Source organism: Clostridium ganghwense (assembly GCF_026735165.1).
Taxonomy (GTDB): Bacteria; Bacillota; Clostridia; order Clostridiales; family Clostridiaceae; genus Clostridium_H; species Clostridium_H ganghwense.
On sequence record NZ_JAPQES010000003.1, the window covers coordinates 54,720 to 74,452 of the forward strand.

At 28.1% G+C, this 19,733-nt stretch carries 16 protein-coding genes; 5 read left to right on the forward strand and 11 right to left on the reverse strand.

Going from position 1 to position 19,733, the window contains the following annotated elements; translation table 11 throughout:
- Positions 1 to 46: 46 nt before the first annotated feature.
- Positions 47 to 397 carry a hypothetical protein gene (locus tag OXH55_RS09530; protein WP_268049708.1) on the forward strand — a complete coding sequence of 117 codons (351 nt, stop codon included), beginning with the start codon at positions 47 to 49 and terminating at the stop codon, positions 395 to 397.
- A 27-nt stretch (positions 398 to 424) separates the two neighbouring features.
- On the opposite strand, the gene OXH55_RS09535 is transcribed toward OXH55_RS09530, so the two are convergent.
- Positions 425 to 1,663, reverse strand: a complete 1,239-nt coding sequence (locus OXH55_RS09535; RefSeq protein WP_268049709.1) for a serine hydrolase — start codon at positions 1,661 to 1,663, stop codon at positions 425 to 427.
- 102 nt (positions 1,664 to 1,765) lie between these two features.
- The gene (locus OXH55_RS09540) at positions 1,766 to 2,386 is read right to left on the reverse strand and encodes an NUDIX hydrolase (protein ID WP_268049710.1); all 621 of its coding nucleotides are present in this window, start codon (positions 2,384 to 2,386) and stop codon (positions 1,766 to 1,768) included.
- Between the two features lie 155 nt (positions 2,387 to 2,541).
- Here OXH55_RS09540 and OXH55_RS09545 point away from each other — a divergent pair, with 155 nt between their 5' ends.
- Positions 2,542 to 3,870 (forward strand): D-alanyl-D-alanine carboxypeptidase family protein, encoded by a 1,329-nt coding sequence (locus tag OXH55_RS09545; RefSeq protein ID WP_268049711.1) that lies wholly within the window; start codon positions 2,542 to 2,544, stop codon positions 3,868 to 3,870.
- A 95-nt stretch (positions 3,871 to 3,965) separates the two neighbouring features.
- Here the strand turns inward: OXH55_RS09545 and OXH55_RS09550 are convergent, their stop codons facing one another.
- On the reverse strand, positions 3,966 to 5,153 hold the full coding sequence (locus OXH55_RS09550; RefSeq protein ID WP_268049712.1) for an aminotransferase class V-fold PLP-dependent enzyme: 1,188 nt from the start codon (positions 5,151 to 5,153) through the stop codon (positions 3,966 to 3,968).
- 240 nt (positions 5,154 to 5,393) lie between these two features.
- Here OXH55_RS09550 and OXH55_RS09555 point away from each other — a divergent pair, with 240 nt between their 5' ends.
- Together OXH55_RS09555 and OXH55_RS09560 are read left to right on the forward strand one after the other, a co-directional pair.
- The gene (locus OXH55_RS09555; RefSeq protein WP_268049713.1) at positions 5,394 to 5,687 is read left to right on the forward strand and encodes an ArsR/SmtB family transcription factor; all 294 of its coding nucleotides are present in this window, start codon (positions 5,394 to 5,396) and stop codon (positions 5,685 to 5,687) included.
- A gap of 19 nt (positions 5,688 to 5,706) precedes the next feature.
- Complete coding sequence (locus OXH55_RS09560; protein WP_268049714.1) at positions 5,707 to 8,157, forward strand: DsrE/DsrF/DrsH-like family protein; 2,451 nt, start codon at positions 5,707 to 5,709, stop codon at positions 8,155 to 8,157.
- Positions 8,158 to 8,245: 88 nt separating this feature from the next.
- Here the strand turns inward: OXH55_RS09560 and OXH55_RS09565 are convergent, their stop codons facing one another.
- From OXH55_RS09565 to OXH55_RS09590, 6 genes are all read right to left on the reverse strand, one after another.
- The gene (locus tag OXH55_RS09565; RefSeq protein WP_268049715.1) at positions 8,246 to 9,067 is read right to left on the reverse strand and encodes a CPBP family intramembrane glutamic endopeptidase; all 822 of its coding nucleotides are present in this window, start codon (positions 9,065 to 9,067) and stop codon (positions 8,246 to 8,248) included.
- A gap of 169 nt (positions 9,068 to 9,236) precedes the next feature.
- Complete coding sequence (locus tag OXH55_RS09570) at positions 9,237 to 10,364, reverse strand: aminopeptidase (RefSeq protein WP_268049716.1); 1,128 nt, start codon at positions 10,362 to 10,364, stop codon at positions 9,237 to 9,239.
- A gap of 54 nt (positions 10,365 to 10,418) precedes the next feature.
- Positions 10,419 to 11,330, reverse strand: coding sequence for a DMT family transporter (locus OXH55_RS09575; protein ID WP_268049717.1), 912 nt, complete (start codon positions 11,328 to 11,330; stop codon positions 10,419 to 10,421).
- Positions 11,331 to 11,476: 146 nt separating this feature from the next.
- Positions 11,477 to 14,275, reverse strand: coding sequence for an ATP-binding protein (locus tag OXH55_RS09580; protein ID WP_268049718.1), 2,799 nt, complete (start codon positions 14,273 to 14,275; stop codon positions 11,477 to 11,479).
- Positions 14,272 to 15,636, reverse strand: a complete 1,365-nt coding sequence (locus OXH55_RS09585) for a metallophosphoesterase family protein (RefSeq protein WP_268049719.1) — start codon at positions 15,634 to 15,636, stop codon at positions 14,272 to 14,274. Before OXH55_RS09585 ends, OXH55_RS09580 begins: the two co-directional genes overlap by 4 nt.
- Positions 15,637 to 15,689: 53 nt before the next feature.
- Positions 15,690 to 16,556, reverse strand: coding sequence for an ADP-ribosylglycohydrolase family protein (locus OXH55_RS09590; RefSeq protein WP_268049720.1), 867 nt, complete (start codon positions 16,554 to 16,556; stop codon positions 15,690 to 15,692).
- Between the two features lie 269 nt (positions 16,557 to 16,825).
- On the opposite strand from OXH55_RS09590, the gene OXH55_RS09595 reads away from it, so the two are divergent.
- Complete coding sequence (locus tag OXH55_RS09595) at positions 16,826 to 17,458, forward strand: DUF4397 domain-containing protein (RefSeq protein ID WP_268049721.1); 633 nt, start codon at positions 16,826 to 16,828, stop codon at positions 17,456 to 17,458.
- Positions 17,459 to 17,501: 43 nt separating this feature from the next.
- On the opposite strand, the gene OXH55_RS09600 is transcribed toward OXH55_RS09595, so the two are convergent.
- Together OXH55_RS09600 and OXH55_RS09605 are read right to left on the reverse strand one after the other, a co-directional pair.
- Complete coding sequence (locus OXH55_RS09600) at positions 17,502 to 18,800, reverse strand: dihydroorotase (protein WP_336296771.1); 1,299 nt, start codon at positions 18,798 to 18,800, stop codon at positions 17,502 to 17,504.
- Between the two features lie 221 nt (positions 18,801 to 19,021).
- A complete protein-coding gene (locus OXH55_RS09605) occupies positions 19,022 to 19,705 on the reverse strand; it encodes a phosphatase PAP2 family protein (RefSeq protein ID WP_268049722.1) in 684 nt (227 codons plus the stop codon).
- Positions 19,706 to 19,733: the final 28 nt, after the last annotated feature.

Here is a 19,733-nt window from a genome sequence, read left to right on the forward strand (position 1 = left end):
TACTAGGGTATACTAATAGCAAAATATTAATAAGAGGTGTTGTGTTATGAATATAACTAGTTTTTCCTTATCCTATCTTTTTTTAGGTGCTTGTTTGATATCATTGGTATTCTTTTTATATTTTAAAACGTTAATAGTTAAAACAGAACCTAATAATAAGTCACGGGAAAAAATTGTTGGAACTATGAAAGATCCAGATTCTTGGAGAGCCAAAAATAATATGATGTCATATATATCGGCTTTCTGGACTGTATTATCTCTTATACTATTTATTTATTTTAAGTTTTACTATAAATCTGGATTAATTAATGTAATTTACTTTTTTGCATATATAGCAGTAATAGTACTTTCAGTAGTATTTTTAGGTGCTAGAAAAAAAAGCAAAAGTAAATCATAAAGACTATGTTAATAAAGCATAGTCTCTTTATATTTTACGACCATTCTCTTCATATTTATAAATCTCTCTTCCTAGATTGGCTAAGAAAGGCATACCTACTTTGTAATACTCGTATTTTCCATCATTAAAAATATCATTTTCATTTGAATATATTACACTTGTAAGTAGAAACTCAATTCCTTTACTTTCATCAACAATATATGCATTATCTACAAGATATCCATAGGCACATCCTATTTTATTATATATTTTCATATTTTTAGGAATAGATTTGCTAGTATCTCCAAACATAAAATATTTAACATGACTATCTTTAAAATTATATTTTGGATTATCACATTCCTTTGGAAGCATACACATATATTTTCTTAAAAATTCATAATCCTCTTTTTTTAGATTAAAACGTCTTTTTTCTGGTACTGCTTCTGGAAACATAACTGCCTTTAATATTCCTTGAAGACATTCTATTGAAAAGTAATTGGACTTTGAAAAGTCTTTGGGTCCATTTATATGTCTTCCTCCACTTTTATATCCCTTTCCTTTTTTCGTATCCCTAATTTTATTTGTATAAGCCTTTTGACCATATGCCATTGGTTGACTATATATTACTTTATCTCCTTTATAAAATTCAAAAGGATTTGTATATCTATTTTCTTCATAATTCATTGGATTTCCAAGTCTATGAAGTATTAAGGTATCTGTGTATCCTTTTTTCCAAAGAGTTTCGTTATAATATTCTTGCCCTAAAAATTCATATAATCTATCAAATCCATCATTATCACTTACCACAAAAACTTTCTTTATATAATTGCCTATAGTTGGCATCTTACTTTGTGAACTATAATCCTTATATACTGATTTTTGAGAAGGACGTGCCTTCTCTATTTTTAAAGGAGTATCTTTGTCTATTCCTAAATTATTTAACTTCTCTAAGGCTAAAACACATGCTGAAAGCTTCACAGAACTTGCTGGATAAAAATACTTATCTTTATCAACTCTATATTTGAAAGTTCTAAAGCTGGGTACATTATTTTCACCTCTATCTATTTGTGTATATAAAATTTGAACTTGATATTTATCTGGATTTCTTAATATCTTTCCAAAAACCTCTGGTTTCTTTTTTAAAATTTCTTCAATTAAATTGTCTTTTTGCTCCTGTATCCCCGCAGCCTTAGCCTCAATTTTAAATTCTCCTAAATTTACTACTCCTGCAATCATACATATTAATAAGGATTTTACAATTAAATTCATAAAATTTTTCTTCATTTGAATACTCTCCTTACGTTTACTATTCTCTCCAAAAATAATTTACCCAAATTTTACTTTTTTATGAGAGTTTCAAAAGAATAAAAATTACGACATAAGTTTCTAGCAACTTATGTCGTAATTTTCTTCTTTTAAGATTTCAACAAATCTCTTAATTATAAGTGCAGTAAATCCCCATATTACATAATCATCATATAAATAAAAATACTCATTAATTTTTCCTGTTCCAAATTTATAGTTTCTTCCCCCTTCTATAAGATGAAAAGGAAAATCATCTTTTAACTTTGGTCCTATATCCAGCTTATAACACATAGGTTCATTTTCTAAAAAATACTTAAGAGGCACTTTAAATACATGATCTACTTCATCTTTATTTGGGGTTATTTGATTGGTATGCAATTTACCTACAAAAGGATACATTATTGTATAATAAGGACTTATAAAATAATCCATTGGACCAATTAGCTCAATGTTAACTCCTTTAACATTTAACTCCTCCTCTGTTTCTCGCATAGCAGCCTCCATTGGAGTTTCATTTTCTTCTATCAATCCACCTGGTAGTGATATATCGCCAGGCTGCCTTTTTAAAGTTAATGCTCTTTTCTCAAATAATATATAAGTTTCTCCTTCTTCTTCTATTAATAAAATCATTACCGCACTATTTCTATATTTTCCGATAGGTTTTGCTTTTCTATCAATAAAAGTTTTCTTAATTTTTTCCATTTATCTTCCTCCCTTAATACACACAATATATCCCAATATAACTTCTTTTTTCTTTAATTTGTAACCTTTTTTTTAGTTGTTCTATATATACTAAAATGGTATACTAAAATTGAATTAAAATCTACATTAAAATTTCAAAGTAGGAGAGATGAAACTTGAGACGTAAATTATCAACTTTATTACTAACAATAATTTTCTTACTATCGTTTTCTATGACAGCATTAGCAGATAATGCAGATTTACCAAAAATATATGGTAAAACAGCTATTGTAGTTGATGTTAACACTGGAGAAATTATATATACAAAAGGTATAGATGAATCTCCAATGTATCCTGCCAGTACAACAAAGCTTTTAACTGCATTATTATTGGCAGAAAACAAACAGCCTACAGATGTAATTAAATATACTCAGAATGCTGCAAAGCAGCCTGCATATTCATTGTACAACCTTGTAGGGAAAAGCAAAATCACAACTAAAGATACTATGACTGCTGATGATGTAATGAAAGCTCTTCTTCTATTTTCAGCTAACGATTCTGCATATATGATAGCTGATAATGTTGCAGGAAGTCCTGAAAAATTTGAAGAAATGATGAATAATAAAATAAAAGAATTAGGTCTGAAACATACTCATTTTGTAACTCCAAATGGATTAGATTCTGGTATAAAAGACCATTACACTTCTGCTTATGACTTAAGTGTAATAGCCAAAGCTGCATACAAAAATCCATGGGTAAAAAAAGTTATGAATACCAAAGAAGATAGAGTCGAAATTTCTAATGGTACTATTGGTTATGTAACCAATAGAAATAAATTATTAGATGTCAAAATTGATACAGCATATGCTGATAAAATAGGTATTGATCTCAATCAAATGCCTGCTTCTGACGCTGTTTGTGTTGGTGGTAAAACTGGATATACTTCAAAAGCTGGAAGATGCCTTGTTGCTATTTTTAATAAAGATGGAAGAACTCTTGCTGGAGTAGTTATGAAATCAGTTTATGATGCAAAAGACTCTTATGTGTTTAATGATATGGCTAAAATAATAAATTGGAGTTATGCTGCAAAAAGAACTCCTTTATATAAAGCCAATACAGAATTAAAAAAGATTACTGTAAAATATAAGCCACTTAAGTTTATAGGCCCTGAAAAAGAAGTAACTATACCTTTAGTATCAAAAAAAGATGCAATGTATTATGAAAATGAAGTTAATAAATCTGAAGTAAAAACTGAATTTAAAATTTCTGATATAAACGTTGGAGATTTAAGTAAAGATAAAAGTGTAGGAACTCTTGTAGTTAAAGAAAGAGATGCTGTTAAAACCTATGAATTGTACCCAACAATTTCTTCAAAAGACATTATGAAACAAAATATCCTTCTATATGTAGGAGTAGGTGTAGGTGTTATAGTAGCAATCTTAATAATTCTTCTTCTAATAAAACTAATATCTAGAGGTGGAAGAAGACGTAGACGAAGATATTAATTTCATTGAGTTTATAACAAAAATATAAAAAACTATAGTATAGTTGATAGCTATACTATAGTTTTTTATATTTTATAAGATTTGTCTACTCATAATTAGTAAAAACACTTTAAAAATCTATTGTAAATTATATTTGCTGCTTCATCAAAAGCTTCAGCTACTTTTATCATCTGCTCTTTTGTATTGTAAAAATTTACTCCTATTCTTATATAGTTATCTTTAACAGTTGCAACTATTTTATATTTTTCTATAATCTCTTTAACTTCCTTTTCAATTATTCTCGGATAATATATACTCAATATGCCTGAATAATTTTCTTTTTCTAGTGGGGTCTTAAATTTAATAGGTAAATGACTAATATTTTGAATTAATTCTTGCTGCAATTGAAGCACATGTTTCTCTATTTCTCTTATACCTAATTCATTTATAAGCTTAACTCCTGCATCAATAGCTGCTATACCTGCAAAGTCTAAGTTACCTGCTTCTAATCGCCTACTGTCTTCATGCCATTCAATTTTTGAGAAATCTTTTGGCATTTTAAAAGTATTATCACAGTTTATAACACTTTGATGATTTGCTGATAAAGGAGTAATATCATTGATAATAGCAGAATCACAAAAAACGAATCCTGCACCAAATGTAGATAAAAGTCCTTTATACCCTCCACAAACAAGATAACTAATATTCATTTCTTTCACATCTATATTAAGTCTTCCTACTGCTTGAATTCCATCTACCACAAATATAATATTATTGGCTTTGCAAATTTCACCTAATTTCATTAATTCTATATAAAACCCTGTAGTAAACTGAACTGCAGATATTGCAATTACCTTAGTGTTTCTATCAATAACATCTACGATATCATCAATTACTATTTTATCTTCTTTGCTTCTAACTACGCTAAGTTCTACACCCTTGCTTTGAAGATTTATCCATGCATATAGGTTTGCTGGAAACTCTTGGTCAAAGACAATTATATTGTCACCTGGTTTTAAAGCAAGTCCATTAGCAATAATCCCCATTCCTTCCGAGGTATTCTTAACAAAAGCTATTTCTAATGGCTTTGCATTTATTAATTTAGCTACATTTTTTCTTGCTGAATTAACTATTTTCCATCCATCTGAAACTGCAGTTTTACTATATGTTTCTACATATTGTTTCATAAAATTAAAATATGCATCCTGAACACATTTAGGAGGTACTACTACGGAAGATATATTTAAAAATATAATATCCTTAATATTTGAAAATTCGTAATCAATTAGTTCTCTATTTAACATAATATTAACTCCCCTATTTTCTTTCTTTAAATACTCTCATTATATCAAATATAATTTAATTGATGCAAAAAAACAAAGGGATATATTGTTATAAAGACGTTTCACTTCACTAAGAAATTCTAAAATTTTATAATTTCCTATAGATTAAAAAAATATTGTTAACCATTTGACAAGTATATTCATATATTGTAATATATAAATATATTAATTAAACATTATTTCGTATGTGGGGTGAAAAACTTGGATAATAATTTTCAAAAATATAATGAATTAGCTGAACTATTAAAAGTAATTGCACATCCTGTGCGTTTATGCATAATTAGAGGTTTATTAGAAAAAGGCAAATGTAATGTAAGCACAATGCAACACTGCCTGGATATACCTCAGCCTACTGTATCAAGACATCTACAAAAATTAAAAAACTGCAACATTATAAAAGGTGAAAGAAATGGACTTGAAATAAATTATAAAGTCTGTAATGAAAAAGTAATCAAATTAATTGATTTATTATTTGAAGAAGAAAATGACCAATAACTTTATGGGGGGATTTTTAATGAATAAAAAAATCTTAATTATAGGCGGCGTTGCTGGTGGTGCTTCTGCTGCTGCAAGACTTAGAAGATTAGATGAGCATGCTGAAATTATTTTATTTGAAAGAGGAAACCATATTTCCTTTGCTAATTGTGGTCTACCATATTACATCGGGGGTACAATTCAAGAAAGAGAGAATCTTTTAGTATCTACTCCAAAAGATATGGACGAAAAATTCAATATTGATGTAAGAATCAAAAGTGAAGTTGTTAAAATAGATACTGATAAAAAAGAAGTTACAGTTAATAGCTCTGAAAAAGGAACTTATACAGAAACTTATGATTCTTTAATTTTATCTCCTGGTGCTAAACCAATAAAACCTCCTATTTCTGGTATAGATAATGATAAAATATTCACTCTAAGAAATATGGATGATACAGATAAAATTAAGAATTTCATAACTAATAACAAAATTGATTCTGCAGTAGTTATCGGTGGTGGATTTATAGGTGTTGAAATGGCTGAAAATCTAAATGATCAAAATATAAAAGTAACTTTAGTTGAAGCTGCACCTCATATACTTGCTCCTTTTGATGATGACATGGTAACTATGGCTGAAAAAGAATTACAAGATAATAATATAAATCTAATTTTAAATAATGGTGTAAAATCCTTTTCTCAAAATGGATATAAGTTAGATATTACTTTAAATAATGATGAAAAATTAACTGCTGATATGGTTATTCTTGCAATAGGTGTAACCCCTGATGTTGGATTCCTTAAAGATACTAAATTAGAATTTGGTCCAAAAGGACATATTATAGTTAATAACCATCTAGAAACTAACCTTAAAGATATTTATGCTGTTGGAGATGCTATAGAAATTGTTGACTTTGTAAATGGCAAAAAAAGTGCTATTCCTCTAGCAGGACCTGCTAATAAACAAGGTAGAATTGCAGCTGATAACATTTGTGGAATAAATACAACTTACAAAGGAACACAAGGTACTTCTATTCTTAAAGTATGTGACTTAACATGTGCAAGTACAGGTAATAACGAAAGAACTCTACAAAGAAACAATATACCTTATAATATTATATATGTTTATCCACAAAGTCATGCTTCATACTATCCTGGTGCAACACCAATAACTTTAAAATTACTCTTTAATAATGAAGGTAAAATATTAGGTGCTCAAGCAATTGGCTACGATGGTATTGATAAGAGAATTGATGATATTGCAACAGTTATAAGATTAAATGGTACTGTAATTGATCTTACAGAACTTGAATTATCCTACGCTCCACCATATTCTTCTGCTAAAGACCCTGTAAATATAGCAGGATATTATGCTGAAAATATTATAACTGGTAAATCGGAAGCTGTACTTCCTCGTGATATAGATGGAAGAGATAGAGATTCTATAATTCTTTTAGATGTTAGAACAGATTTAGAGCAAGAGACTGGTTCTATTGAAGGATCTACTCACATCCCATTACAACAACTAAGAGCTAGATTAAATGAGTTAGATAAAGCCAAAGAAATTTGGACATACTGCCAAATTGGCCTTAGAGGTTATCTAGCAGAAAGATTATTAAAACAACATGGATTCAAAGTTAAAAATATTACAGGAGGATTTAAATCATATATGTCTCAAAAATTTAAGCCACAAAAATTAAATTATTCTGAAGAATTAGTTACTTCTGTTGAAAATCCTAAAATAGATACAGGCGTTATTAAAAACTTAGATGCATGTGGTCTTAGCTGCCCTGGTCCTTTAATGAGAGTTAAAGGTGCAGTAGACGAATTAAATCCAGGAGATACTTTAAATGTTTCAGCATCAGACCCTGGTTTTTATGAAGATATTAAAGCATGGTGTAAAAAGACAAATACAGAATTAGTTAACCTAAACAAAGAAAAAGGTATAATTAAAGCAACTTTAAGAAAAAAATCTGAAGTAAATACATTATCTAAAAATGAAGCAGCAACTACTAGCCCTGTAAAGGATTCTCAAACTATGGTAGTATTCAGCGGAGACTTAGATAAAGCTATTGCCTCATTTATAATAGCAAACGGTGCTGCAGCTATGGGTAAAAAGGTTACTTTATTCTTTACATTCTGGGGAATAAACATTCTAAGAAAAAATGAACCAGTATCAGTTAAGAAAAACTTCATTGAAACAATGTTTGGTAAAATGATGCCAAGAGGAAGTAAAAAATTAAAACTATCAAATATGAACATGGGCGGAATGGGTCCAAAAATGATAAGAGGCATAATGGAAAAACACAATGTACATTCTCTTGAAGAACTTATGCAGTCAGCTATTAATAACGGCGTTGAATTAGTTGCTTGCCAAATGTCTATGGAACTTTTAGGCCTAAAAGAAGAAGAATTAATAGACGGTGTAAAATTTGGTGGAGTTGGCTACTATCTTGGCGAAGCAGATGACTCTAATATAAATCTATTTATTTAAAACACATAAAGAAAGCAGTAAAGGAATTACAAGTCCTTTACTGCTTTTTTTATGGTCACTGGGAATTAGTGATTGCAAATTATATATATTAAAGCTCAATAAAAAAACTATTAAACGGTTTTATAGGTCTTGTAATTCTATAAAAATATCTAAAACTTATTATTAAAATTATAAGTCCTATCACGATATACATTGGAATATAACAAGGTATTACTCCCTTTGATATGTTTATAATACCAGGAACTATAATTAAACCAGAAATATTAAAAACTCCATGAGTTAATATGGCTGCCCATATCGAATCACTCCATGTATAGATAATTGCCAGTATGATACCTAAAATTCCTGTATAAACTGTTTGAAATGCATTTCCATGAAATATCCCAAAAATTGAAGCTTGAACTATAATTGCAGAAACTAAATCAATATTTTCTCTTAATTTATTATATATTATTCCTCTAAATAAAACTTCCTCAAAGATTGGAACAAAAATTAATAAACATATAAGTTCACTAATGCTATTACCTCCATTAAAATATGAACCTAATATTTCCCCATATATATGTAATATGTTTACATCACTTTTAGCTATACAACTAGTCATTAAACTAAAGCTAATACTTATTAAAATTATTGGTAAAATATATTGATTCTTAAACTTGTTAAAATCACAATACTTAATTAAATCTTCATTATCAAGTTTAAATAAAAGATAATAACCAATAAAAGTAATTATTATGGCTATAGGAAGTGTGCTAAATCCATATTTAATTATTAAATCATCCACTCCTTCTAACCCAATTTCTTTCTCCATAATAAAAATAGTGATTATAGTAACTAATGACTGTACTAGTATATAAATAAAAAGATACTTTAAGATGTAGAATACCAAATACAAAAATTTTTTCATTGGTTTCCTCCTCTAAACAAAATTATAAAATCTCCTTTAATTTATTTCCATTTTTTTCAAGTCACTTTCTTAATAATACACCATTTAATGTTTTTTGTAAATATTTAACAATAAAAACTCTATGTAAAATACATAGAGTTTTTTTCTGCTTATTTTTATAATTTATAATTTATAAATTATATTTTTCAAGTATTTCATCCATTAATTTACCATTTTCATAAAACAATTCTCCATCTGCATAAATCTTTCCACCATCTCTCATATCACAAAGCATATCCCAGTGAATTACAGATTTATTCTTTCCACCAGCTTCAGGCATAGAGTCTCCTATAGCCATATGAATAGTGCCTCCTATTTTTTCATCAAATAACATATTTCTAGTGAAATTTTTAATTCCATAGTTTGTTCCTATTGCAACTTCTCCAAATCTTGAAGCACCTTCATCTGTTTCTAATAAAGTTTTTAAAAGTTCTTCTCCTTTTTTAGCAGTAGCTTTTACAACTTTACCCTCTTTTACTTCTAAACTAATGCCTTCTATTTCTTTTCCTGCATATATTCCAGGGAAACTGAAAGTTATATGTCCATTAATTCCATCTTCAACTGGTGAAGTAAAGATTTCTCCATCAGGGAAATTAACTTTTCCATCACAATTTATCCAATTTCTACCCGCCATATTAACTTTTATATCTGTACCTTCTGATATTATATGTAGTTCTTTTTTATCATTTAAATATTTTATCCATCTCTCATGATAAGCACTTATCTTCTTCCACTCTGCCACAGGATCTTCTGAATCTAAAAGTCCTGCGCCATAAACAAAGTCTTCGTATTCTGAAAGACTCATATTTGCTTCTTGAGCATCTGCATATGTTGGGAACTGAGTTCCACACCATCTTAGACTGCCATCTCCCATTTTTTCTGAATATATCTTTCTCCAACTTGTTGCACCCTTAGTACTTAATTGTATCTTCTTAGAATCTACATTTGAATTAGCCTTAGTATTTTTTGTTCCCCAAGCAGTAAGCCATACATCTGCCTTTTCTAAAGCAGTTTTTTGTATAAAATTCTCTTCTTGTAATTGTTCATCACTACTGTATTTTAATTTTGCTTGGCTAACTTCATGTGAAGTTAAAACAGTTTCAACGTGAGCACCTGCTTTTATAGTTTCTTTTACAACTTCAACCATCCAAGGCTCTGCAACATCCTCACACTGAACTAAAACAAAGTCTCCTTTTTTAACCTCTGCTGAATAATTAACTAAAAGTTTAGCAAGCTTATTTAATCTTGGATCTGACATTTTAATTCCTCCTTTTTATTTAAAACTGATTATTAACAAATTTAGTATTTTAATCTATATATTATAGTCAGCTCTTCTTTGTTGTCTATCAACTATTTTTTTCTTTCCACTAAAACTAACTAAAAATACTCCTGCAAGAATGATAACGCTTCCCATACCTTGCCAAATAGTTATACTTTCTTTCAAAATTAATGCAGCTGTAACTAAAGTAATCATGGGCTGTAAATTAACATATGTTGTTATTACTGTAGCTCCTAATTTTTCTAAACAATATATGTATATAGCAAATCCTATACAAGAACAAAATATCGCTAGATATAACAAATTTAAAGCTACTTTCATTGACGGCATTTGTAAATTAGCAACTAATAATGAAGGGCTTAAAAATATACACCCCCATATAGCCTGATATGTTGTCACAGTTATACTTTTATACTCACCTTCGACCTTACTATTTACAATATTATACATAACCCAACTTAAAGCTGCGCCTAATGCCATCAAATCGCCAATAGTTCCTTTTGAAAATAAGCTTACTTTGCCTTTTGAAGATACAATTATGACTATTCCTATTAAGCTCAATGTTGTACCTAATATTTTTCTTAATGTAAACTTTTCTCCAAATACTATTCTTTGTGATACAATGGTAAATATAGGTATAGATGCAATAAGTACTGATACATTTGAAGCTGTAGTATATGAAACTGCTAAATTTTCAAATGTAAAATATAATGATATTCCAAATAATCCACCTAAAGCCATCTTGCCCCTATCTTTTTTTAATATTTTTTCCTCCGGAAACTTAATTTTTAAACTTATGTATAAAATAATAGCTGCAACCAAGTATCTATAAAATGCTGATAATATTGGATCAATCTCTTTTACAACTACTTTAATACTTAAATAAGACATCCCCCAAAGAAACATTACAATCCATGCCATCATATGTGCAAATTTCTTATTCATAAATACTCCCCCTTTCATCATTAACCCTAACCATATTTCCACTAAACTACATATACTTTAATATTCTAACATTTCAATATAATTACTGTAAACGATAAAATATACTAAAACCACTAAAATTTCATCAAATTTTAGTGGTTTTAGCTTTAAACTAAATATTTAATTAAACTATCTTTGTCACATAAAGTAAATCTCCCTTTTTCTAAATTCCAATACTGAACATCTTTTGATACCTCGTGTATATATTCTAATAACTGAGGATGACAAGTTGTTAAAAAAATTTGGTTAGTTTTTGATATTTCTAATAAAATTTTCATAACTTGTTTAGTATGCTTCTCATCAAAATTTACAAAAGAATCATCCAATATTATAGGTAATGGAGGATTAATTTCTTTTATTCTACTTAAACGCACCGCCAAAAATAGCTGTTCCTTTGTAGCTCTACTCAAAACCTCTGGATTATGATGAATATTTCCATCTTCCAAAGTAGTTTTAAACTCTAAACTAGATAAGTCTTCTGGTGGAAGTATGCTTTTATATTCACCTTCTGTAATCTGTGATAAATATTCACTAGCACCTCTTAGTAAAGAATCCTTAGTGTTTTCAATAAAATGGTTTTGAAGTTTTCTTAATATATACTCTGCTGCTTTTAGAGAAGCATATTTTTTTGCAAGAGGCCTTAGTCCTTTTCTTCCATTATCAATATACTGTTCTGCATTCTCAATATTTTCTGTAGTTTTCAAAATATCCAGTTCATATTTTAAACTTTGACGTTTTTCCTTTAGATTTTCCAATTCTTTTCTAATATTTTTGAACTCTTTTTCTACAGTATCATATTCTTCATCAACCTCTGAATACAATTTATACTTTTCAAATATATTTTTATAATTGCCATCATATTCACAATAATTTTTTAAAGTCTTCTCTAATATTTCTTGCTCTGACTTTAACTCTAAAACTTCTTTGTATCTCTTATTCATTTCTATATATTCTTCTAAAACTCTTAAAATATCTTCTTTATTATATTCTTCACCTATTGTTTCATATATCTTTTTTTCCAATAAATCTTTTCTATACTGCACCAATTGAAGTTCTTCTGAAAAATCCACATAATCATTAAGAATTTCAATCATATTAAATAGCTTGTCACTATTTTTAATCAAACTTTTTCCTACAGCATCTATCTCTTCTTTATAAATAGTTTTCCTAAATTGACACACTATATTAAGCATAGAATTTAATTCATTATTAACTACGTTTCCTGCTTTAGAAGCTTTACTTACCATTCCTTGAAGATTAATAATTCTACTTTTAAGCTCCTTAACTCTTCTAAAATACTCTTTTAACATATCACCTGAAACTTCTACCTGAAGATTTAATAAACTTCTATAGCCTTGGATTTTTTTATTGTTATTTTCTGCTTTTTTGCATACTTCTTCATAAAGTTTATTCTTTTCATTTAATTCATCCTTGATGTTTTCTATACCATTTCTTAAATCATCACTACTATCACCGCTAACCGTATATGAAATATACTTTATTACACCGTATATTCCTCCTAAAATCGTTCCGGACATAGCTAATATAATTCCAGCTTTATAGTAATTTATAAAAGATAGCACAACACCTAAAATTATAATCATTAACGAGATATAAAAATATCTTTTTATAAACTCATCTATATTAAAATAAACATTTTTAGAATTTGTTTTCTCTATTACTTTTTTATTTACTTTTAACGATTTTAATTCATTTTCTATCATATTTTTTTCATACATCAATTGATTATATTTATCTATAGTATTATTTATATCTTCTATGTTAATAATATCTGTTTTAATACTTAGTACTTTATTAAAGTCATCGCTCCATTCCTCATTAATATTCCTAATTTCTTTTATAATTTCTTCTCTTTCCTGAAGGCAATTTTCCTTCAATTCCTTGTAATTTTTTATCTTTTCAGTCATTCCAGAAATATTATTATAGAAATATTTAATCTTGTCTTTATAATTTATGAGCTTCTCTCTTAAACTTTTATGTCCTCCAGTATTTTGTTTAAATTTAAAATCACTTTGTTCGTATTCATATAAAACATCTTCATATTCTTCTTTTAAGCTTATAACTCTTTCAATAGCTTGATACTTAAAATCCTTTATATCGTTTTCTTCCTCAAAAATATTCAGTTTTAATTGAATTTCTTTAAGCTTTTCATAGGAACTAAAATTACTTTTAATTATTTGGAGAATATTAATTCTTTTTTCTAGGTTTTGAATCATATCTTCTTCTTCACTTATTTGTTTATTGACTTTTTCTAACTCTTTACTTTTATCATAATATTCTTCAACCTCACTTATAGCTTTTTCTCTAAGTTCAATACCTTTTTTTATAGATTTATTGTATTCCTTAAATTGAGCTGTTGAAGAATTCCCATTTTTTCCACCTATTTTTATTGCTTCTTTTTGAATCTCTTTCAATATTTGAGGAACTTGAGCAATTTCCTTGAAACCTGCTCCTAAAAATATTGTCTGCATATTATTTATTTCTTTTGAATTTTTTAATCCTGTGTTTTGTAATTCATCTAAACTTATGGTAAAAAGCTGCTTATATTTAAAATAATCCACATTACTATATATATTCTGAATAGAAATTTGTCTATTAACATTTAAGCCCTTTACCACAGGGTTCTTGTTTCCTTTTATATCTATATTGAATATCTCTCCTTCTTCAGTTTCAACATCATAATTAACCCCATATTCAACATTTGGCGGAGGTAACTCCCTATTATTAGATAAAAAGCCAAAACCTAAATGTCTTAAAAGTTCCATAAAAGATGACTTACCCGCCCTATTATGTCCACCTATTACAACTATGTTTCCATTTAGATTATCCAGCTTTTCATCTCTAAATATGCCAAAATCCTTTATATATATTCTTTTTATTCTCAATTTCCTTCACCTTTTTCTAACAATTTCTCTATGATAATTTCTCCTGCTTGATTTATTATCTCTTCAATGATGTTTTGATCTAGCTGAATCTTTTCCTCATTAAAATCTTCTTTATCATACTTTTTTTGAAATACACTTCCAAAAGTACTTATAATTTCTTTGTTTATATTGTCACATGAAAAAATCTCCTGCACAATTTTATCTATTTCTTTAAATGCTGCATTAGTTTGCTTTAAACTTTCTATATCTAAAATTTCTTTTCTAGTATTAATTTCTATAGAATCCGTATATAAAAATAAATCATTATTCATAAAATGATTATTTAAAGTTTGAACTAAATAATCTCTTATATTTTCCTCATCTTCTCTTAAGATTTCATCAATTTCTCCTCTACCTTCTATACTCCACTGTACGATATATCCTTTTAAAATGCTTGATAAAGGATAAGTACTCTGAAATCCTTCTGGTATCTTTGGAATATTTTCTAAAATAACTTGTCCTTTTTCTATAAACATATCTTCAAGTTCACTTAAATTAATAGGCTTTTTTTCTTTATCTTCATCTATTCTAAGTATAATTTTTTTCCAAATAACCGTTGATGTAGGAATATAACTAATATTACTAGAAAGCTCCTCATTAACCTCTACAAGTAGGCATCCTCCTATGCCATCTTCTCCTATATCTCTTCCCTGAGGAATCCCAGGATATACTATGATAGGACTTATAGGATTAATTAATTTACATTTATGAATATGCCCAAGAGCCCAATAATTTATATTTTCATTTCTTTTTAATTCTTCTACACTACATGGAATATAATTCTTGTTTTTAGGCTCCAATTGAGTATGTAATAAACCAATATTATAAACTGAATTGTCTATAGGTTCATAGGAATTAAAAACTTTTCTTCCTTCCCATTTTCCTCTATATGATTGTCCTAAAATTCTAGCAATTAACCTTTCACTTTTATATTCCTCAAAAGTTTCTGCCTCTTCGCTGCTAAATAAATAAACATTAGTAGGTAAATCAAATAATTCTTCAGCTTTTCCTAGTGGATCATGATTACCTCTTATGATGTATACATTAATCTCATGTTGTTTAAGTATTTTGCACTGACGTTGAAAAAATTCGCCTGCTTTTACTGTCCTAATCTCTCTATCATAAATATCTCCAGATAAAAGAATAAAATCCACCTCATATTTAATAGCACTGTCACAAATTCTTTTAAAAGCCTCGTATACTGCTTCTTTAAACAATGTTTTTATTTCTTTTAAGCCGTCATAATTTATATGTAAAATACTTCCTAAATGAATATCTGCAGCATGAATAAATCTTAGTTTATTCCTAATTGTATTCTTCATTTTTTCGCTCCTTTTATATAAATAAAGATAGGCATAAACATCCTATCTTTATTTTACTCTACTTTTGCTATTTCTTCACTTATCATTAAAAGTTCCTCTTTTACTGATAAATTTTGTTTCCATTTATCGCTTATGTTATGATATCCATAATATACTCCTGCAATTCCTCCTGTAATTGTTCCTATAGTATCCCTATTCTCATAGATTTCTATAGATTTTAATACAGCTTCATCATAAGATTCTGTATTTAAAAAACACCACAAAGAACACTTTAGGGTGTCTACAGCACATTCACTTTTATTTAATTCACTTTCATTAATATCTAATATATCTTTGTATTCGGTAAATTTTTTTAAAACTTCGATTACAGCGTCCCTCTTATTTTCTCCTTTCAGATATCTATATACAAGCATGTTGTAAATTATACATACTTCTGCCGCACTTTTACTGAAATGTGTTAAATTTGACTGTTGTCTTGTAACTTTTATCATATGATCTAATTCCTTATAATATAGTGCTACTGGAATAGTTCTCATAAGTGAACCATTTCCAGCACTTCTTCCCCCTAACTTCAAATGTGCTTTTACTGAAGCTTTTCTCCAATTCTTATATCTTTCATATTCTGCTAAAGCTATTCTAATAGTTAATCCTAAATTTTCAAGATTACCATGATATATTTTAAGAAAATGTTTTCCTATAGCATCTAAAGGTTCTTTAGGCTTTTCTATAATTCCCTTTGCAGTTGCTATCATCATTTTAGTATCATCCGTTATTTCTCTATCATTATATTCAATAAAATATTTTTCAACATCTTCACATCTATTTCTATACTTATTGGGATTATATTTTAAATATTTAGTCAATGAATCTCCACAGGCAGCACCAAATAATCCTCCTCTTATTCTATCTATATTCTTCACTGTACACTCCCCCTATTTACTAAATCATAAATAGATTTAATAAAAATAAACAAATTCATCTACATAATAAATAATATTTATAATTAATCATTTATTCTTTTTAGTATAATCTAATTTTACATCTTGAGTTTATGTATTACAATATTTAAAATTATTTCTTTTTTATGGTATTTTTGTTGTTTTTAATGGCAATATATTAATTTGTTCACAAATTAATATTAGTATCATATCTTATATATGTAGAAATAATTTTGAAAGGTGACTAGTTTATGTATTTTTATCCTCTCTTTAGAACAGCAATGAAATCCTATATAAGAATTTTTCACGCATCTCCTGATGCACCACCTGTAGATGTTTATGCAAATGGTAAATTAATAGCTAGAAATTTACCTTATAAGAATTTTACAGAATACTTACAAGTACCTGCTGGAAACTATAATATTAAAGTATTTCCTACTGGTAAGACTATAAATCCAGTTATAGATACTAACGTAACTCTTGACCCTGAAACAATTTATACAGTAGCTGCTGCAGATACACTAGCTAATCTTAAACTTATTCCATATGTAGATCCAATCATACCTAAAGTAAAAAATAAAGCTTATGTTAGATTTGGTCATTTATCACCTAATACTCCTAACGTAGATATCACTCTTCCAGATGGTAAAATATTATTTGGAGACGTAGGCTTTGAAGACTTAACTAACTATATTGCTGTAGATCCTGGAGTATATACTCTTCAAGCTAGACCTGCTGGAACCTCTGAAGTTGCATTAACAATACCTAATATAAGATTTAAAGAAGATAGATTCTATACTGTTTATGCAGTAGGACTTTTAGGTGAAACTCCTCCTCTTCAAGTTCTTATACCACTTGATGGAAACACATACATCGAGTTTTAAGAAAAGTGCGGCATAAGTTATCAGCAACTTATGTCGCACTTTCTTATAGAACGTATTTTGCTTTTCCTACAAGCTCCATTCCCTCATAAGGAGAATAATCAGTTCCCTCATGTAAATCTTCAATATTCACCTTAAATTTTTTATCTTCCCATATTACTATATCTGCAGTTGCGCCTTCTCTTATATATCCTCTATCATAAACACTAAAAATTCTTGAAGGATTATAACTTAAAAGCTTTACAAAGTTCTCTACTGAAAATCCTCTTTCTTTAACAAGAATAGTATATATAAGACTAGGTCTTAATTGAATTCCAGGTATCCCTTCTGCAGCTTTACTTATATCGTAATAATATTTCTTCTTATGCTCTTCAAATAAATAAGCACAGTGATCTGTAGAAATTAAATCTACAGTCCCATCAAGACAAGCCTCTATTAAAGCTTTATTATCCTTTTCTTCTCTAAGTGGAGGGGATACTAAAAATTTTGTCCCCTCTTTTAATGAAGATTTTAAATATTTAGACGAATTTAAAATCAAATAGTGTGGACATGTTTCTAAATATACTTTTCCACCTTTTTGTTTTATCCTTTTAATAATCTCAACACTTTTGCTGCAACTTATATTGCAAAAATATGTTATGCATTTTGTTATTAATGCATAATTAGCAATTGTATATACAGCATTTTCTTCTGCCTTTGCAGGTCTTTTAAAATTATAATTATGTTTGTTTTTACAATATTCTATGATAGCATTATCTTCACAGTGAACTAGCACCACCAAATCTAATTTAGAGCAATAATTCATAACCTTTATTATTTCTTCATTAGTAAGTCTTTTATCATAAGTTGTATATATTTTTATTCCTTTTATTCCTTTTCTCTTCAACTGTTTAAGCTGCTCATATAAATTATCTTTTACTTCAGTTAATACTACATGAAACTGGTATTTACAGTTAGCAGTCCCTTCATAGTATTTAACTTTTCTATTCAGAGCATCTATTAAGCTTTCATTTTTCTCTGGTAATACAAAATCAAATATAGTAGTTGTTCCCCCAGCCAATGCTGCCATAGTTTCGGTTTCAAAATCATTTGTATCCTTTGAAAATCCTAATCTTTTTGGAAGTTCTAAGTGAGTATGAGTATCTATAAATCCTGGAAATACATAATTATCTTCTGCATCTATTAACTGATCATATTCACAGTATAGTAACTTCCCTATTTTTTTAATTATTCCATCCTCTATTAATATGTCACCGTGAAATTTTCCGTCAAAATTTACAATAAACCCATTTTTTATTAAGGTTTTTATGTTACTCCCCTCCTTACTTCTATTACCGTTTAATATCTATAATATGTCATTGTTTCCCTATAATATTTATTCGGTACATGTAAATATTTTCCTCTAAATTTTCACGTTTTTCTATAATATTTTCACTATAGTATTTATATTAATCAACCCATTGTATATATAACTATTAAAAAAAAGAGAATACATAATTTCTGTATTCTCTCCTCTTAACTCTCTATTATAAATTTGATAATCCTCAATCGAGTAAATTTTAGTTTTTAAAATTTAACACTATATCTTCTATATACAACTAAAACTATAACTACCCATACCGCAGATATAGCCCATGCAGCAATAACATCACTTAAATAATGTACTCCTACATATATTCTACTAATTCCAATCAACACTGCATATGCGAAAATAAAAATACTACTAATTACAGATAAAATTTTATTCTTTACCATAGATAAAATAAAATAAATAACTAAAAGGGCTCCTGACATAGCTATCAATGCATGTCCACTTGGAAAACTATATTGTCCAATATGAGTATATTTTGTAATATCCACTAGCCAATCTCCTTGCGGTCTTGGTCTTCTAGCTATATACTTTGATCCCTGACTTATTCCTGCAGTTATCAGCATATGTAAAGCATAGACTACTGCTTCTAACACTTTATTTCTGTAATATAAAGTTCCAATTACAATTAAAGCTAGTATAATTACTACTACCGTATCTCCACTTACAGTTATAAATACAAATATCTTATTTAGCATCTCACTTCTTATGCCTTTTACCATATTTATAGTCTGGTTATCCAAACTACCTCCAGCAGGTTGAAAACTATCTCCCATCTTGATTATAAAAAATCCTGTCCATATTATAGCTAACACTGCAACCATATATAAATAATAGCTGCGTTCTTTTTTAATCTCATTATATGTACTTCTATATAACATATTCTTCTCCTTTGCTAATTTTAATCCT

Bases quoted from the DNA above. Each gene is read 5' to 3' on its own strand.
- OXH55_RS09550 (WP_268049712.1), bottom strand. From the start codon at position 5,153: ATGTTAAATAGAGAACTAATTGATTACGAATTTTCAAATATTAAGGAT.
- OXH55_RS09575 (WP_268049717.1), bottom strand. From the start codon at position 11,330: ATGAATAAGAAATTTGCACATATGATGGCATGGATTGTAATGTTTCTT.
- OXH55_RS09585 (WP_268049719.1), bottom strand. From the start codon at position 15,636: ATGAAGAATACAATTAGGAATAAACTAAGATTTATTCATGCTGCAGAT.
- OXH55_RS09560 (WP_268049714.1), top strand. From the start codon at position 5,707: ATGAATAAAAAAATCTTAATTATAGGCGGCGTTGCTGGTGGTGCTTCT.
- OXH55_RS09565 (WP_268049715.1), bottom strand. From the start codon at position 9,067: ATGAAAAAATTTTTGTATTTGGTATTCTACATCTTAAAGTATCTTTTT.
- OXH55_RS09530 (WP_268049708.1), top strand. From the start codon at position 47: ATGAATATAACTAGTTTTTCCTTATCCTATCTTTTTTTAGGTGCTTGT.
- OXH55_RS09605 (WP_268049722.1), bottom strand. From the start codon at position 19,705: ATGTTATATAGAAGTACATATAATGAGATTAAAAAAGAACGCAGCTAT.
- OXH55_RS09535 (WP_268049709.1), bottom strand. From the start codon at position 1,663: ATGAAGAAAAATTTTATGAATTTAATTGTAAAATCCTTATTAATATGT.
- OXH55_RS09570 (WP_268049716.1), bottom strand. From the start codon at position 10,364: ATGTCAGATCCAAGATTAAATAAGCTTGCTAAACTTTTAGTTAATTAT.
- OXH55_RS09540 (WP_268049710.1), bottom strand. From the start codon at position 2,386: ATGGAAAAAATTAAGAAAACTTTTATTGATAGAAAAGCAAAACCTATC.
- OXH55_RS09595 (WP_268049721.1), top strand. From the start codon at position 16,826: ATGTATTTTTATCCTCTCTTTAGAACAGCAATGAAATCCTATATAAGA.